The organism is Streptomyces sp. NPDC058457, from assembly GCF_042720695.1.
Taxonomy (GTDB): Bacteria; Actinomycetota; Actinomycetes; order Streptomycetales; family Streptomycetaceae; genus Streptomyces.
The window spans coordinates 1-14,016 of sequence record NZ_JBHXLU010000062.1 but is presented as its reverse complement, the minus strand read 5'-3'; the positions used below and the strand labels follow the sequence as shown (position 1 = coordinate 14,016).

Sequence of the window (14,016 nt, the reverse complement as noted above, 5' to 3'; positions counted from 1 at the left end):
AAGCTTGTAGCGCTCATTTTGTCTGCGGGTGGGTGGGGGCTGGTCGCGCCCACGCGGCGGCAGCCGCACATGAAATACAGCCCCGCGCCCCTTACGGGGCGCGTCACCACGTCGGGCGTGCCGATACCCCGCCGTCGACCACCAGGTCGTGGCCGGTGATCCAGGACGCGAGCGGTGATGTGAGGAAGACGACCGCGTTCGCCACGTCGTCCACGCTTCCCAACCGGCCCGTGGGCACCGCCTCCTGCCATCTCCGGACCCCCTCCGGCCAGTCCGCCGCCAGTCCCTCCCGGTCGATCAGGCCCGGGGAGACGGTGTTGACGCGGATGCCGAGACGGCCGTACTCCAGGGCCGCCGCCCTCGCGTGCATGACCACCGCCGCCTTCGCCGTGCTGTAGTGGGCGTGGCCGGGGGCCGGGTGGGTCGCCTCGATGGAGGCGATGTGGGTGATCGCGCCGGCGCCGGACTGGGCGCGCATGATCTCGGCGGCGGCCTGGGTGCAGGCGAAGACGCTGGTGAGATCGGTGTCGACGACCGCGCGCCAGTCGGCCGCGGTCATGCCGGGCAGGGGCTGTACGGGTTGTACGGCCGCGTTGTTGACCAGCGCCGTGAGCCGTCCGCCACCCCACTCCGCGGCCTCGCGGACGACGCGGTGGCAGGTCTCCTCGTCGCTCAGGTCGCCCTGTACGACCGTCGCCCGGCCGCCGCCGGCCGTGATGCCCGAGGCCGCCTCGTGTGCCGCCCCGACGGCCGTGAGGCAATGCAGGGCCACCGCCGCGCCCTCTTCCGCCAGGCGGCGGGCGATGGCCCGGCCGATACCGCCGCCGGCGCCCGTGACCAGAGCGACTTGTCCGTCGAGTAGGTGGGTCGTCATGGACGGCAGAGTTCCGTGATGCGGGCGGCTTCGGACGGGTAACGCGCCGTGAGGTGGGCCGCGTTCCCGTGTTCGTAGCCCTCGAAGGTGAATCCGGGGGCCATGGTGCAGCCGAAGAGGGTCCAGGCGCCCGGGGGTGCCACGCGGGCGCCCATCCAGGTGCCGGCCGGGACGGTCAGCTGGATGTGCTGGCCGCCCAGGAGGTCGGGGCCGAGGACGGGGGTGCGGGTGGTGCCGTCGGGGGCGAGGAGCAGGAATTCCAGGGGGTCGCCCAGGTAGAAGTGCCAGATCTCGTCGGTGGGGAGGCGGTGCAGGGCCGAGTAGTCGTCGGCGGTGAGGAGGCCGACGATCGCGGTGCCCTCGGGGCGGCCGTCGGCGCGTGCGGGACCGGCCCAGGTCTCACGGAACAGGCCGCCCTCGCGGGGGATCGGCTCCAGGCCGTAGTGGGCGATCAGGTCATCGGGAGTCAGCGTCCGGGACATCCGGGAAGGCTACCGGCCGGGTGAGAAAAGCCAGTTGCGCGCGCTTTTCGGGCAGGTGGACGTCGGGGAGGTCGATCTCGGGGAGTACGACGGCCGGGCCGAGCTCGAAGCCCTGGCGCCAGAAGCGGGCGATCGCCTTCTCGTTGCGGACGTCCGGGTCCACGACGATGCGGTGGCGGTCGAGGGTGCGCAGGGCGTACGCCGTGAAGGTGCTCAGGAGGGCCTCCGTCCAGCCGGGGCGGGGACCATCGGGTCCGGGCGGGGCGAGGAGGACGTGGACGCCGATGTCGCCGGGGCGGACGTCGTAGCACTCACTCACCCGGTCGGCCTCCGGCTCGTACGTCTGGAGGAGCCCGACCGGGGTGCCGTCCTTCTCGGCGAGGTACGCGTGGTGGGTGTCGAGGGTGGCCATGTGGGCGTAGATCTCGGCGACCTGGGGGCCGGTGAGGCCGGTCATGCCCCAGAAGGCGGCGCGTTCCGCACTGACCCAGGTGTGGACGACGTCCGCGTCGCGCTCGGGGTCGAGGGGGCGGAGACGGACGGTGCCGAAGCCGGCGACGGGGTGTTCGAAGACGGGGTGGTGTGCGGGGTGCTCAGACATCGTTCTCTTCCGTGAGTTCTATGGGGCCTGCGGGGCTTGCGGGGCCGGTGAGGTCGCCGAGGTCGCCGAGGTCTGCGCGTTCCAGTCGGTCCCAGTCGGTGACGACCGGGGCCAGGTCTCCCTTGAGCCACAGCGGGAGCTGGTCGGTGTGGTGGGGGGCGCCGGGGACGCCGTCCGCGCCGAGCGGGACCACCCAGCGGCTGTCGTCGCGGCGGGCCAGGTCCCAGACGTAGCGGGCGGCCGGGCCGCGCGCGGAGCGGTCGGTGAGGCCGGGGACGGCGGAGGTGCACAGCACGCAGTCGTGGTCACCGGACAGGGCCGGTCCGTCCTCGTACGACGGATCGGGCAGCGCCTGCCAGGGGGTGAGGCGGTGGGTGTCGCCCCAGGTGCCGGTGGGCCGGCCGGCCGCGACTTCTTCCAGGGCCGCGCGTACGACGGCGGGGCGGTCGACGCCGTACAACTCCTCCGCCCTCAGGAGGTGTTCGAGGGCGAAGGCGATACGGGGGGTGAGGGCCAGCCAGGGCAGCAGGACCTCGGGGTGGGCCGGGGGCTCGGTGAGGGCGGCGAAGGCGGGGTGGGCGGCGAGGTGCCGTACGACGGCGGAGCGTACGGCCGCGTAGGCGGCGGCGTCGGTGCTGTCGGCGTCCATCCGGCGGTCCCAGGCGAGGAGGCGGTCGCGGAGTTCGGCGGCCTCGGGGGTGACGTCGTCGAGGGCGGACAGGCGGTCGAGGAGGGGGGCTGCGGAGGCGAGGTGGGTGTCGGTGTGGATCGCGGGCATGTCGGCGGCGGACCAGGTGCGGCGCTCGCCGAGGAGGGTGCGGATGCGGTCGGCGCGGTGGGGCGGGGCGAACTCGACGCCGAGGGGGGTGGCCGGGCCGCGCTGGTTCGCCATCACGGCCACGCCGTCGGTGATGTCGCCGTACGGCATCTCGTGCCAGCCCTGCCAGTCGTGGCCGGGGAGCCAGGCGGGGGCGAGGCGGGTGCGGTTGGTGTGCGAGCGGACGGGGACGCGGCCGGCGACGCGGTGCAGGGTGCCTCCGGCGGTGTCGGCGGCGTGGACTACGTTGACGGGCTCCGTCCAGGCGTCGAAGGCTCGGTCGACGTCGGTGACGTGGCGGGCGCGGAGGAGGGGGAGGAGGGCGCTGAAGCCGAGGTCTTCGGTGACGCGGGGCGGGTAGCGGAGCGCCAACGCCTCGGCTTCGCCATCGGCGTGTGGTTTCCCACCCGCACCACCCGTGCGACTTTCGTGGTCGGGTGCGGGTGGCCCCTGCGGGGGTTGACCGCCGTCGGCGACTGCCGGTGCGTGCGCCGTGGGAGGTCGTCCGGCGTGCGGGGCGAGAGACGGCGTGCGGGGTTCACGGTCGTGCTCGTCCGCCGCCGCTTCCGCCGATTCCTCCGCGGTCTCCATCGCCTCCACCGTCTTCATCGCCTCCGCCGCTTTCGCCATCTCCGCCGCCCCCGTCACCTCCGCCGCCTCCATCGCTTTCGTCACCTCGGCCGCTTCCATCGCTTCCGCGGTCTCCGCCGCCTCCATCGCTTCCGCGGCCTCCGTCACCCCCTTCTTCGTCCCCGCCGTCGCCCCCTTCTTCGTCCCCGCCGTCGCCGCCGCTGTCCTCGTCTGCAGATCCTCCGGGCCCCCGGCGATGACCGGGCCCCGGGGTGTTTCGAGTACCTCGATCTGTACTGGGGGGTTGCCGGAGATCTCGATCGTCTCCGTGTGGTGGTCGGCCGGGGTCCAGGTGCCGTCCGGGGCGAGGGCCTCCACGCCGGTGTCCGTGCGCCGCAGGCGCTCCCGGTAGAGGTCCTGGTAGTCGGCCATCGCGTTGGTGATGGACCAGGCGACCGTGCCCGTGTGGGCGAAGTGGGCGATGCCGGGGACGCCCGGGACCGCCAGGCCGATGACGTCGAACTCCGGGCAGGCGAGGCGGATCTGCTGGTAGACCCCGGGCGCCTCGATGAAGCGGTGGGGGTCGCCGGCGAGGAGGGCGTGGCCGGTGGTGGTGCGGGTGCCCGCGAGGAGCCAGCCGTTGCTGCCTGCGGTGGTGGGGCCGTCCGTGGCGAAGAGCGGGACCGCCTCCTCGCCCAGGTGCCGTATCGCCTCCTCGCGCCACAGCTTGGCCGGGAAGCCGGCGAACAGGATGTGGGTGGCCAGCCAGACGCCCAGGGGGTGCCAGGGCTCCCAGGTGCCGGGGGTCAGGCCGGTGCGGACGAACTCGGGCGTGCGGGCGGCGCCGGCCGGCAGGCCCTCGTTGACGCCGGCCACGTACGCCCGTACCCACTCCGCCGTCTCCGGGTCCCGTCTCTCCAGTGCCTCGAAGCAACGTCTCGCCGTGTCCGCGAGGCGGGCCCGGCGGGCGAAGACGTCCCAGGCGACGGCCGGGCCGCCGAGGAAGGACGCCGACGTGCCCTGCGCGCGGTGCCGTTCCACCTCCAGCTGCCAGGCCCGGTCATGCGCCGTCACCCGGCCCTGTGCGCGGGCGAGTTCGTGCGCGTCGGCCGCCCGCAGATGCGGGATGCCCCAGGCGTCGCGGTACGTCTCGATGGTCACCCTGTGACCCCCTTGTCTGAGGTTAGCCTTACCTAAGCTGAATCGCGGAGGAATCGTACGTGAGGGGTGTGGAGATCGAGGAGGCCGGGCACCTGCGGGCGCGCGAGGGCGGTCCTGGCGCGGGATCATCGGGCCATGGACGCCAACGCCGACGCCAGCTCCAATGCCGACTCCAACGCCCCCGTCCTGCACCTCGCCCAGGACCCCGAGGCCGACGAACTCCTCAGCCGCAGCAAGCTCGCCGCGCTCACCGGCATGCTGCTCGACCAGCAGGTGCCGATGGAATGGGCGTTCAAGGGGCCCGCCACCATCGCGCAGCGCATGGGCACGGACGACCTGGACGCGCACGAGATCGCCGCCCAGGACCCGGAGGCGTTCGCCGCGCTGCTCTCCGAGAAGCCGGCCGTGCATCGATACCCCGGTTCCATGGCCAAGCGCATTCAGCAGCTGTGCCAGTACCTCGTCGAGCACTACGACGGTGACGCCGAGGGCATCTGGCGTGACGTGGACAGCGGGGCGGAGCTGCTCGGGCGGCTCCAGGAACTGCCCGGGTTCGGGAAGCAGAAGGCGCAGATCTTCCTGGCGCTGCTGGGGAAGCAGCTGGGGGTGACGCCGAAGGGGTGGCGGGAGGCGGCAGGGGCGTACGGAGAGGCGGCGGCATACCGGTCGGTGGCCGACATCACCGGGCCCGAGTCGCTGGCGAAGGTGCGGGCCCACAAACAGGAGATGAAGGCGGCGGCGAAGGCAGCGAAGGCGGGCGGGAAGTAGGGGCTGCCCCGATCCCTCGGATCCGCCGAACCCGAGGGCTCACCCGTCCGGCCCCGTCCTGCTGGCAGGGCCGCCCCGGTCGGTCTCAGCTGGAACCATGACCGAGCCCCCCAGCACCGGCCCCGCCGACGACGACCGGAAGGCGCATGCCACCGGCACCGCTCGGCACGAGCCCGAACCTCCCTTCGAGGGACCGCTGCACGCCCTCTCCGAGGCCGCCTGGCAGACCGTCCTGCTCACCGGGATCGCCTCCCTGATCCTCGGCATCCTGATCCTCGTCTGGCCCGGTGCCTCGCTGCTCGCCGCCGGTGTGCTCTTCGGCATCTATCTGCTGATCAGCGGCGTCTTCCAGCTGGTGGCCGCGTTCGGCACGCACAAGACGACCTCGCTGCGCGTACTGGCCTTCATCAGCGGCGCGCTGTCGATCCTGCTGGGCCTGTTCTGCTTCCGGGGCCCCCTGGAGTCGATCCTGCTGCTCGCCCTGTGGATCGGGATCGGCTGGCTGATCCGCGGGATCACCCAGACGCTCGCCGCCGTACACGACCACAGAATGCCCGCCCGCGGCTGGATGATCTTCCTCGGGATCGTCACGTTCATCGCCGGCATCGTGCTGATCGTCTCGCCGTTCAGGTCGGTCGCGGTGCTCACCCTCGTCGCCGGTATCTGGCTGGTCGTCGTCGGCATCGTCGAGATCGTCACGGCGTTCGGCATCCGCGGCCGCGCCAAGCAGATCCCGCAGGCCCTGTGAGCGTCACCGGCCGCCCCGCGGGCGCAGACCGCACGAGCCCAGACCGAACTAGCGCGGACCAAAAGGGCACAGACCGAACGAGCGCGGGCCTCGCCGGCACCGCCTCTGTCGGGACCGGCCCGTCGGCTTCGTCAACTTCGCGCCCCGCCGGTACGCCGAGCGAGCGGATCTCGCGCCCCACGCGATGAACACCGCCCACCACGCGGGGAGATGACCGCCATGAGCAGCGGTCCCCCGACCGGACGTCGCCCGCAACCAGGCCCCGCCTGGCTGCGGGCGCTCGTGCTGCTGCTCGCCCTGTTGCTGGCCGGCGTCCCGACGGCTGTGGAGGCGCTCGCGGCGGCCGGCCCGGCCGTCTCGGCGGAGACCTTCGAGCACGACGCCCTCGACACCCCGCTACGGCCACCCGCCCGCGCCGTCCACCGCGCCGACGTACCCCAGCGCCCCGCGCCGCTCTCCGACGCGGCGCGGCCCGCCGGCCCGGCGGACCCCCACCGCCCCGGCCCGACGGCACCGCGTCCGCCGTACGCCACGCCCCTCCTGCGCACCGTGGTCCTGCGCTGCTGACCGACCTGCCTGTCCCGCACTCCCCCAGGTCAGTCAGCTCTAGGCAAGGAACACAGTCATGTCCTCAGACCCGTACGCGGTCCTGCGCGCCCTGCTGCGCGCGGAAGCCGTCCGCAGCACGCCGAAGGCGGAGACGAAGACGGCGGAGCCGTCGAGGCCGCAACCGCAGGAGCAGAAACGCGGTTGATCCCGCGGAGCTGAGCCGGGTGGCCCGTACGGGCGCCCGGCTCACCTGCGTCTGCGGGCCGTACCGAACAGCGACCGGGTGATCTCACGGCCGAGTTGCGTTCCCACCGACCGGGCGAGGGACTTGAACATCCCGCTGCTGACCACCTGTTCGACCAGCGACGGCTCTTCTTTCGGGGAATTCGGGGCCCTCGGTTCGGCGGCTTTCGGCTCGGCCGGCGTCCGCTGCAGCTTCTCGTACGCCGACTCCCGGTCCACAGCCTGTGCATAACGCCCGTGGAGCGCGGACCCTCGCACCGCCGCGTCCAGTTCCGCCGCGTCCACCGGCCCCATCAGGGACTCGGGGGCCCGCAGCCGGGTCGCCGCGACCGGCGTCGGGGCGCCCCTCTCACTGAGCACGGTGATCGTCGCCCGGACGGGGATGCCGTGGCCGAGGCCGACGAGCGCGAGGAACTCGGCGGGGAAGCCGGTCGCCGTCCACTCCTGCCCCACCTCGCCGGCCCGGCCCCGGACCCTGTCGTCCGGCTGCCCGGGGCGGGCGATGCCGGACAGGTCGCCCTTGATGTCCGCCAGGAACACCGGGACGCCCTGAGCCGAGAGCTGCTCGGCGATCAGCTGGAGCGTCTTGGTCTTGCCGGTGCCGGTGGCGCCGGCGACCAGGCCGTGCCGGTTGAGCATAGGGAGGGGGATACGGACCGGGGCGTCGGGACGGCACCGCCCGTCCCAGAGAACGGCACCGAGTTCCAGCGCCCGACCGGTGAAGGCGTACCCGGCGGCGATCCCGGCGACCACGGGGTCGGCGGGACCGGTGGCGCCCGCGGGGTCAGTGGCACCTGCGGGGTCAGTGGCACCCGCGGGGTCGGCTGCGTCCCTGGCCGGGGTCATGGACCGGGTCCTGGACGGGGTCGTGGACGGGGTCGTGGCATCGGCTTCGTCGGCCTCACCGGCACTCATCATCGGACCCCCTGTTCCCGTTTAGCCCGTTTGGTGACCTTTACGGAGTCTTTTCCAGCGTCGCACTCGCTCGCCATGGCTGCGCCCGGAACGTCTGGACCGGTAGGCTTTCCGTGTGATCTTCAAGCGCATCGGAAACGGCCGGCCGTACCCCGACCACGGCCGGGAGAGCACCCGGCAGTGGGCGGACGTCGCACCGCGCCCGGTCCGCCTCGATCAGCTCGTGACGACCAAGGGGCAGCTCGACCTGGAGACCCTCCTCGCCGAGGACTCGACGTTCTACGGCGACCTCTTCGCGCACGTCGTGAAGTGGCAGGGCGACCTGTATCTGGAGGACGGGCTGCACCGTGCGGTCCGCGCCGCCCTCCAGCAGCGTCAGGTGCTGCACGCGCGCGTGCTCGAACTCGACTGACACCCTTGAGCCATCCGGCATTTGCCGCCGGTTGGCCCTTTCGGGTTGGACCGGGCACCGTCGGATGATCATCTATTAGTCAACGCACCCGTGGCGCACTACGCTGCGCTCATGAGCATGCTGACTCCCCCCGGCATGGGCGGCCAGTACCGGATCACAGGGGACAAATACCCTCGCATGCGCCCGCGCCGGCGGCGTGCCCGGCTCGTCCTCTCCATGGTCGCCTCCGTCACCGCGCTCGGCCTGGTCGGTTGGGGCACCCTGCAGCTCATCGACGTCTTCACGGGCGGCGGGGGGACGGCCTCGGCGGCCGGCTCGGCGGGCGACTGCGTCAAGCAGGCCACCGCCAGCGCGAGTCCCGCGGCCGGTGCGCGGTCCGCGGAGCTACCGAAGCCGGCCCAGATCACGGTGAACGTCTACAACGCCACGACCCGCGCGGGCCTGGCCAAGGACACCGCGGACGAACTGAAGAAACGCGGCTTCAAGATCGGCGACATCGGCAACGCGCCGGCGAAGTTCGACCAGAAGGTCAAGGGCACGGCGATACTGCTCGGCCCGGCCTCGGCCCTGAAGACCTCGCTCCCGGTCCTGGCCACCCAGGTGACGGCCGCCGACCAGCGCACCGAGGCGGGCCGCAAGGGCACCGCCCTGGACCTGATCATCGGCAACGCCTTCAAGACCCTGACCCCCCAGGCAACGGCCGCCAAGGCGATCACGGCCCTGTCCAACCCCGCACCGACGGCGTCCACTTCGAAGAAGACCTGCTGAACAGCGCCCCGTAAAGCCCGAAAAGGGGCTGCCGAACAGCGCCCCGCAAGGGGCGCCGGGGGTACCCCCGGCCGAAGGCTGGGTGAGGAACTGCGCGACCAGCCACAACGAACCCGCGGCCGCCGACGCGCCCGGCCCGCACGGCGCCCGGGCGAGGATCCCGCCGGGCACCGCGAGGCACCGCCGGACACCGCCGTCGCGGGTGAGTACCGCTGCGGCGGACACAAAGATGCCGACCCACACCAACACACCAACACACCGGCGCACCAACACACCAACACACCGGCGCAACGGCGCAACGGCGCAACGGCGCAACGGCAAAAGCTTCGCGGATCGGTCCGGCGGACCAAGTGTTCGCCACTCGGCCCGACAAGCCGAACACCGCCACTCAGCCGGTGGACGAAAGGCTCGCTACTCGGCCGCGCCGTACAGCCGGTCCCCCGCGTCCCCCAGCCCCGGCACGATGTACCCGTGCTCGTTGAGGTGGTCGTCCACCGCCGCCGTCACGACCGTGACCGGCGTTCCCGCCAGCTCCCGCTCCATGAGCTCGACGCCCTCGGGCGCGGCCAGCAGCACGACCGCCGTCACGTCGTCCGCGCCGCGCTTGATGAGCTCGCGGATCGCCGCGACCAGCGTGCCGCCCGTGGCCAGCATCGGGTCCAGGACGTACACCTGGCGCCCGGAGAGGTCCTCCGGCATCCGCGACGCGTACGTGGACGCCTGGAGCGTCTCCTCGTTGCGGATCATGCCCAGGAAGCCCACCTCGGCGGTCGGCAGCAGCCGGACCATGCCGTCCAGCATGCCGAGCCCGGCCCGCAGGATCGGCACCACCAGCGGGCGCGGACGGGCGAGCTTGACGCCGGTCGTGGCGGCCACCGGGGTCAGGATGTCGACGGCCTCGGTCCGCACGTCCCGCGTCGCCTCGTAGGCGAGCAGGGTGACCAGTTCGTCGGCGAGCCGCCGGAACGTCGCGGAGTCGGTGCGCTGGTCGCGCAGCGTGGTGAGCTTGTGGGCGACCAGAGGGTGGTCGACGACGTGGAGACGCATGTCCACAACAGTAACCGCGCCCCCGCCCACCTCGCGCAGGCCCGCGCGAGCCGACGCTGGCATCAAACCCCCCATCCGGGGGAAAGTGGAGGTGTCGGACGGGGGTGGTGCGACCGTGCCTGAGCTGCCTGAGGGACCCGAGCGCCCCGACCGTGCGTACGGCGCGCCCGAGGGCGAGACGGAGACCGAGCGGCGGCGACGCCGGGCCCGGTTCCTGCGCGAGCTCGCCGAGGCGCGGGCGCTGCGCGAGCGGGTCCAGCCCCGCCGCGCCAAGGCGGCCCGGCTGCGGCACGCGATGCGCATGCGGACGTTCCGCTGGTAGGAATCGGTAAGAGTCCCCAGGACCCGGTAAGAGCCCACAAGACTCGGCAAGAGTCGTAAAGCCGATCCTTCGGCAAAGATCCACTGGTTGTGGCGCGTTGCGGTCCGTCACGGAGAAGGCCGTGCGTGGGCTGCGGGAAAACCCGCGTACGATCCGCAGGTGGCGGCAACGAGTGCGCTGGTGGCTGCGTTGACGGACGCATGGAAGCCTCTTTGCATACGTGCGATCAAAACTGCCAGACACAGGGAGCCGAAGACGTCCCCTGAACGCCTTGTTTCTGCCACGATTCCGAGTGGGTGGGGCTCGGAGCACAGCTCTCCCCGCCCAGAACCTCCGCCGGGGGGACCCCCAACCGGCACGCCTAAGACCAGTGGGAGAGTCACGGTGTACTTCGCCGCACTGCTCGCGCGCACCGAAGACGGGTGGGAAGCGAGCGACACAGAGCTCGACGATGTGGAGACCCTGTCGGACCTGGCCGACCTGGCCCGGGAATCGGCCTCGGAGGCCGACGACACGGTGCTCGTCTTCATCGAGCAGGAAGACGCTTGGTTCGGCGTCGTGCGCGTCGACGGGGAGGAGGACCCCCGGGTCTTCGTCTCCAGCGCAGCCGCCGCCGCCCGGAGCTCGTACGGCGAGCTCCTGCTCACCGACGAACTGCTCGGAAGGGAGCCCAAGGACGAATCCGACGACCTGGACGCCCTCGACCTCGACGGCACCGAGGACGGTGAGCCGGAGGCCGAGGCCGACGACGACGCGGACGGCTCCGCCGTGCCGGCCGGCCCGGTCGGCGACGCCGCGATCCTCGACGACCTGGGCGTGAGCGCCAAGGAGCTGCTGGCGCTCAGCGACGACGCGCTCAGCGAGATCGCCGAAGCCCTGGGCGCCTCCGACGTCCTGGAGACCGTCCGCTGACCCTCCACGAGGCACCCGGGTCCCCCGACCCGGTACGCGACCGCTGGCGGGCCGCGATGCGGCTCGCCCTGGCCGAGGCCGGCCGCGCCGTCCGGGGCGGGGACGTCCCCGTCGGCGCCGTCGTACTGTCCCCGGACGGTACGACGGTCCTCGCCGCCGGGCACAACGAACGCGAGGCGACCGGCGACCCCACCGCGCACGCCGAGGTCCTCGCCCTGCGCCGGGCCGCCGCGGCGCTCGGGGAGTGGCGGCTCACCGGCTGCACCCTGGTCGTCACCCTGGAGCCCTGCACGATGTGTGCCGGCGCCCTGGTCCAGGCCCGGGTGGACCGGGTCGTCTACGGCGCCCGGGACGAGAAGGCCGGCGCCGCGGGGTCCCTCTGGGACGTCGTCCGCGACCGGCGCCTGAACCACCGCCCCGAGGTCGTCGAGGGCGTCCTGGCGGACGAGTCCGCCCGCCTCCTCACGGACTTCTTCCGCACCCGCTGACCCGCTCGCGGGGGCCGGTCCCGGCCCCCGAATACCGATTTCAGAGCACGGCCCCCCGTGCTGTAAGGTCTCCCTCGGTAGCGTGTCCGAGCGGCCGAAGGAGCTCGCCTCGAAAGCGAGTGTGGCGCAAGTCACCGAGGGTTCAAATCCCTCCGCTACCGCTGTCGTATGAAGGGCGGCTCCGCATTCGGAGCCGCCCTTCACGCGGTTACGGCACCCGGGCCGGACCGGCCCGAGGGCTCGGGGCGCTTGCCCGCGTAGTTCCAGACGAGGGCTCCGAAGACCGGGGCGTGGAGCAGGAACAGCAGCCAGAGCCACTTCGGGACGTACCTGACCCGCTCCGCCGGTGTGCGGACACAGTCGAGCAGTGCCGCCACCACGAACACGATCAACAGGGCGACCATTGCGAAGGCCATCGTTGTCATCAGCATCTGCGCTCTCCCTCTCGGCTCCGGCCGACTCCGGTTGCCCCGGGTTCGTCCGCGTTCCCTCGGCCCTTCATCGGAGCGGCCCCCGCGATCGGTTCACGCTTCGGGGGATCGGAGAAAAAAATCCGGCATCCATCGCGCCGTTGGTCATACAAAATGATCGGAGGGTTACACTCGCGCCCGGCAACCGGGGGAACGGACAGGGGAGAGGCCAGGTGGCGGTGAACGCCAAGAAGATCGCCGTCTACGTGCTCGTGATCTTCGCGCTCTACGTGATCATCACGGACCCGCCCAAGGCGGCGGACTGGGTCCAGATAGTCTTCCAAGGCATATCGGACGCCGCGAAGTCCGTCGGCGACTTCTTCACCTGGCTGGCCGACGGGGCGAAGTAGCAGCACTGGGAGTGCCCATGATCCGCCACCTGGTCCTCTTCAAGCTCAACGAGGGCGTCGAGCGCGACGATCCGCGTGCCGTCGCGGGCGCCGAGGCCTTCTTCGCCCTCGGCGACCAGATCGAGGAGCTGCACTTCTGGGAGTGCGGCTGGAACATCACCGACCGCCCCATCGCCTACGACTTCGCGATCAACTCGGCGGTCGAGGACCGGGACGCGCTCAAGCGGTACATCGAGCACCCGGCCCACCAGGCGGCCGCGGCGCAGTGGCGGGAGTTCGCCACGTGGGTGATCGCCGACTACGGGTTCTGAGCCGTACGGCCGCTGCCGGATCCCGAGCCCCTCGCCTGCGACGGCGGGGGGCTTTACTGCGCCTTATGCCTCAACTTGCCAGTATTAATACCCAACACGACGTTATGAGGTGCTTGCACACAGTGCACATGTCTTGTGATGCTATGACCGCTTTTGACGGATGATTGACCGATGAAGAGGTGGCGTTGACCGTGTCGGCCAGTTCTGCGCCGCCCCAGGAAGAGGCGCCCGCCCCCGCTCAGACCCCCGCCCCCGCCCAGACCCCGATCCAGCCCCCGGCCCAGACCGCCACCGAGCCCCTCATCCAGACCGCCGCCGCTCCCGCCCAAGGCGACGCCCCCGCCCCTGAGAAGCGGCGGGGCGCCGACACCCGGGCGCTGACCCAGGTGCTCTTCGGTCAGCTGAAGGAGCTCATGCCGGGCACGCCGGAGCACAACCGGGTGCGCGCGGCGCTCATCGAGGCGAACCTCCCGCTCGTGCGCTACGCGGCCGCCCGCTTCCGCTCCCGCAACGAGCCGATGGAGGACGTCGTCCAGGTCGGCACCATCGGCCTCATCAACGCCATCGACCGCTTCGACCCGGACCGGGGCGTACAGTTCCCGACCTTCGCGATGCCGACCGTCGTCGGCGAGATCAAGCGCTACTTCCGGGACAACGTGCGCACCGTGCACGTACCGCGCCGGCTGCACGAGCTGTGGGTCCAGGTCAACAGCGCGACCGAGGACCTGACCACCGCCTTCGGCCGCTCCCCCTCCACCGCCGAGATCGCCGAGCGGCTGCGGATCAGCGAGGAGGAGGTGCTCTCCTGCATCGAGGCCGGCCGGTCGTACCACGCGACCTCCCTGGAGGCCGCACAGGAGGGCGACGGCCTGCCCGGCCTCCTCGACCGCATCGGCTACGAGGACCCGGCCCTGGACGGCGTGGAACACCGCGACCTGGTCCGCCACCTGCTCGTCCAACTCCCCGAACGGGAGCAGCGGATCCTCCTGCTGCGCTACTACAGCAACCTCACCCAGTCGCAGATCAGCGCGGAGCTCGGCGTCTCCCAGATGCACGTCTCCCGCCTCCTGGCCCGCAGCTTCCAGCGCCTGCGCTCGGCGAACCGCATCGAGGCCTAGAAGGCTCATGAAGATCTTGGTGAGGGGTTGTCCGGCCGTCAGGCCGGACAAGCCCCTGTGGTCATGCGCCGGCCGGTGTGAGGTGCCAGG

Annotated in this window: 19 protein-coding genes and 1 tRNA gene; 13 read left to right on the top strand and 7 right to left on the bottom strand. The window is 71.9% G+C overall.

The features are described from left to right. Window positions 1–103 precede the first annotated feature (103 nt). The 4 genes from ACFWPS_RS36300 to ACFWPS_RS36285 are packed head-to-tail and all read right to left on the bottom strand — an operon-like array spanning window position 104 to window position 4,505. Window positions 104–874, bottom strand: a complete 771-nt coding sequence (locus tag ACFWPS_RS36300) for an SDR family NAD(P)-dependent oxidoreductase (RefSeq protein WP_383713307.1) — start codon at window positions 872–874, stop codon at window positions 104–106. Then, on the bottom strand, window positions 871–1,344 hold the full coding sequence (locus tag ACFWPS_RS36295; protein ID WP_383713418.1) for a cupin domain-containing protein: 474 nt from the start codon (window positions 1,342–1,344) through the stop codon (window positions 871–873). The genes ACFWPS_RS36300 and ACFWPS_RS36295 overlap by 4 nt, the downstream gene beginning before the upstream one ends. Beyond that, window positions 1,331–1,957, bottom strand: a complete 627-nt coding sequence (locus ACFWPS_RS36290) for a GNAT family N-acetyltransferase (protein WP_383713304.1) — start codon at window positions 1,955–1,957, stop codon at window positions 1,331–1,333. The genes ACFWPS_RS36295 and ACFWPS_RS36290 overlap by 14 nt, the downstream gene beginning before the upstream one ends. Continuing rightward, complete coding sequence (locus ACFWPS_RS36285; RefSeq protein WP_383713303.1) at window positions 1,950–4,505, bottom strand: penicillin acylase family protein; 2,556 nt, start codon at window positions 4,503–4,505, stop codon at window positions 1,950–1,952. The genes ACFWPS_RS36290 and ACFWPS_RS36285 overlap by 8 nt, the downstream gene beginning before the upstream one ends. A 135-nt stretch (window positions 4,506–4,640) precedes the next feature. Between ACFWPS_RS36285 and ACFWPS_RS36280 the strand changes: the two genes are divergently transcribed. The 4 genes from ACFWPS_RS36280 to ACFWPS_RS36265 all read left to right on the top strand — a co-directional run bounded on the left by ACFWPS_RS36280 (window position 4,641) and on the right by ACFWPS_RS36265 (window position 6,775). Beyond that, window positions 4,641–5,273 carry an HhH-GPD-type base excision DNA repair protein gene (locus ACFWPS_RS36280; RefSeq protein ID WP_383713300.1) on the top strand — a complete coding sequence of 211 codons (633 nt, stop codon included), beginning with the start codon at window positions 4,641–4,643 and terminating at the stop codon, window positions 5,271–5,273. A gap of 97 nt (window positions 5,274–5,370) precedes the next feature. Then, a complete protein-coding gene (locus tag ACFWPS_RS36275; protein WP_383713297.1) occupies window positions 5,371–6,021 on the top strand; it encodes an HdeD family acid-resistance protein in 651 nt (216 codons plus the stop codon). 219 nt (window positions 6,022–6,240) lie between these two features. Next, a complete protein-coding gene (locus ACFWPS_RS36270) occupies window positions 6,241–6,588 on the top strand; it encodes a hypothetical protein (protein WP_383713294.1) in 348 nt (115 codons plus the stop codon). Window positions 6,589–6,646: 58 nt separating this feature from the next. Next, window positions 6,647–6,775 (top strand): hypothetical protein, encoded by a 129-nt coding sequence (locus tag ACFWPS_RS36265; RefSeq protein WP_383713292.1) that lies wholly within the window; start codon window positions 6,647–6,649, stop codon window positions 6,773–6,775. Window positions 6,776–6,816: 41 nt separating this feature from the next. On the opposite strand, the gene ACFWPS_RS36260 is transcribed toward ACFWPS_RS36265, so the two are convergent. Further along, window positions 6,817–7,659, bottom strand: coding sequence for a helicase HerA-like domain-containing protein (locus ACFWPS_RS36260; protein WP_383713289.1), 843 nt, complete (start codon window positions 7,657–7,659; stop codon window positions 6,817–6,819). Between the two features lie 184 nt (window positions 7,660–7,843). On the opposite strand from ACFWPS_RS36260, the gene ACFWPS_RS36255 reads away from it, so the two are divergent. Together ACFWPS_RS36255 and ACFWPS_RS36250 are read left to right on the top strand one after the other, a co-directional pair. Then, the gene (locus ACFWPS_RS36255; RefSeq protein WP_003999914.1) at window positions 7,844–8,140 is read left to right on the top strand and encodes a type II toxin-antitoxin system VapB family antitoxin; all 297 of its coding nucleotides are present in this window, start codon (window positions 7,844–7,846) and stop codon (window positions 8,138–8,140) included. Window positions 8,141–8,251: 111 nt separating this feature from the next. Continuing rightward, window positions 8,252–8,908: a LytR C-terminal domain-containing protein gene (locus tag ACFWPS_RS36250; protein WP_383713287.1), complete on the top strand. Its 657-nt coding sequence runs from the start codon at window positions 8,252–8,254 to the stop codon at window positions 8,906–8,908. 411 nt (window positions 8,909–9,319) lie between these two features. On the opposite strand, the gene upp is transcribed toward ACFWPS_RS36250, so the two are convergent. Then, entirely contained in the window at window positions 9,320–9,955 is a 636-nt protein-coding gene (gene upp, locus ACFWPS_RS36245; RefSeq protein ID WP_383713284.1) for a uracil phosphoribosyltransferase, read from the bottom strand. 115 nt (window positions 9,956–10,070) lie between these two features. Here upp and ACFWPS_RS36240 point away from each other — a divergent pair, with 115 nt between their 5' ends. The 4 genes from ACFWPS_RS36240 (at window position 10,071) to ACFWPS_RS36225 (ending at window position 11,838) form a co-directional block, all read left to right on the top strand. Beyond that, window positions 10,071–10,277 carry a hypothetical protein gene (locus tag ACFWPS_RS36240; RefSeq protein WP_383713281.1) on the top strand — a complete coding sequence of 69 codons (207 nt, stop codon included), beginning with the start codon at window positions 10,071–10,073 and terminating at the stop codon, window positions 10,275–10,277. Between the two features lie 384 nt (window positions 10,278–10,661). After that, entirely contained in the window at window positions 10,662–11,189 is a 528-nt protein-coding gene (locus tag ACFWPS_RS36235; protein WP_383713279.1) for a hypothetical protein, read from the top strand. Between the two features lie 56 nt (window positions 11,190–11,245). After that, window positions 11,246–11,677 carry a tRNA adenosine(34) deaminase TadA gene (gene tadA, locus ACFWPS_RS36230; RefSeq protein WP_383713276.1) on the top strand — a complete coding sequence of 144 codons (432 nt, stop codon included), beginning with the start codon at window positions 11,246–11,248 and terminating at the stop codon, window positions 11,675–11,677. 76 nt (window positions 11,678–11,753) lie between these two features. Next, window positions 11,754–11,838, top strand: a tRNA-Ser gene (locus tag ACFWPS_RS36225). Window positions 11,839–11,877: 39 nt separating this feature from the next. Here ACFWPS_RS36225 and ACFWPS_RS36220 read toward each other — a convergent pair. Then, a complete protein-coding gene (locus ACFWPS_RS36220) occupies window positions 11,878–12,108 on the bottom strand; it encodes a PLDc N-terminal domain-containing protein (protein ID WP_383713273.1) in 231 nt (76 codons plus the stop codon). Window positions 12,109–12,320: 212 nt separating this feature from the next. On the opposite strand from ACFWPS_RS36220, the gene ACFWPS_RS36215 reads away from it, so the two are divergent. From ACFWPS_RS36215 to ACFWPS_RS36205, 3 genes are all read left to right on the top strand, one after another. Then, a complete protein-coding gene (locus ACFWPS_RS36215) occupies window positions 12,321–12,497 on the top strand; it encodes a hypothetical protein (RefSeq protein WP_089100593.1) in 177 nt (58 codons plus the stop codon). Window positions 12,498–12,514: 17 nt separating this feature from the next. Further along, window positions 12,515–12,808 (top strand): Dabb family protein, encoded by a 294-nt coding sequence (locus ACFWPS_RS36210; protein ID WP_383713270.1) that lies wholly within the window; start codon window positions 12,515–12,517, stop codon window positions 12,806–12,808. Window positions 12,809–12,999: 191 nt separating this feature from the next. Then, complete coding sequence (locus ACFWPS_RS36205) at window positions 13,000–13,926, top strand: RNA polymerase sigma factor SigF (RefSeq protein WP_383713267.1); 927 nt, start codon at window positions 13,000–13,002, stop codon at window positions 13,924–13,926. Window positions 13,927–14,016: the final 90 nt, after the last annotated feature.

Bases quoted from the DNA above. Each gene is read 5' to 3' on its own strand.
- ACFWPS_RS36300 (WP_383713307.1), bottom strand. From the start codon at position 874: ATGACGACCCACCTACTCGACGGACAAGTCGCTCTGGTCACGGGCGCC.
- ACFWPS_RS36290 (WP_383713304.1), bottom strand. From the start codon at position 1,957: ATGTCTGAGCACCCCGCACACCACCCCGTCTTCGAACACCCCGTCGCC.
- ACFWPS_RS36280 (WP_383713300.1), top strand. From the start codon at position 4,641: ATGGACGCCAACGCCGACGCCAGCTCCAATGCCGACTCCAACGCCCCC.
- ACFWPS_RS36275 (WP_383713297.1), top strand. From the start codon at position 5,371: ATGACCGAGCCCCCCAGCACCGGCCCCGCCGACGACGACCGGAAGGCG.
- ACFWPS_RS36270 (WP_383713294.1), top strand. From the start codon at position 6,241: ATGAGCAGCGGTCCCCCGACCGGACGTCGCCCGCAACCAGGCCCCGCC.
- ACFWPS_RS36265 (WP_383713292.1), top strand. From the start codon at position 6,647: ATGTCCTCAGACCCGTACGCGGTCCTGCGCGCCCTGCTGCGCGCGGAA.
- ACFWPS_RS36260 (WP_383713289.1), bottom strand. From the start codon at position 7,659: ATGACCCCGGCCAGGGACGCAGCCGACCCCGCGGGTGCCACTGACCCC.
- ACFWPS_RS36250 (WP_383713287.1), top strand. From the start codon at position 8,252: ATGAGCATGCTGACTCCCCCCGGCATGGGCGGCCAGTACCGGATCACA.
- upp (WP_383713284.1), bottom strand. From the start codon at position 9,955: ATGCGTCTCCACGTCGTCGACCACCCTCTGGTCGCCCACAAGCTCACC.
- tadA (WP_383713276.1), top strand. From the start codon at position 11,246: ATGCGGCTCGCCCTGGCCGAGGCCGGCCGCGCCGTCCGGGGCGGGGAC.
- ACFWPS_RS36220 (WP_383713273.1), bottom strand. From the start codon at position 12,108: ATGCTGATGACAACGATGGCCTTCGCAATGGTCGCCCTGTTGATCGTG.
- ACFWPS_RS36210 (WP_383713270.1), top strand. From the start codon at position 12,515: ATGATCCGCCACCTGGTCCTCTTCAAGCTCAACGAGGGCGTCGAGCGC.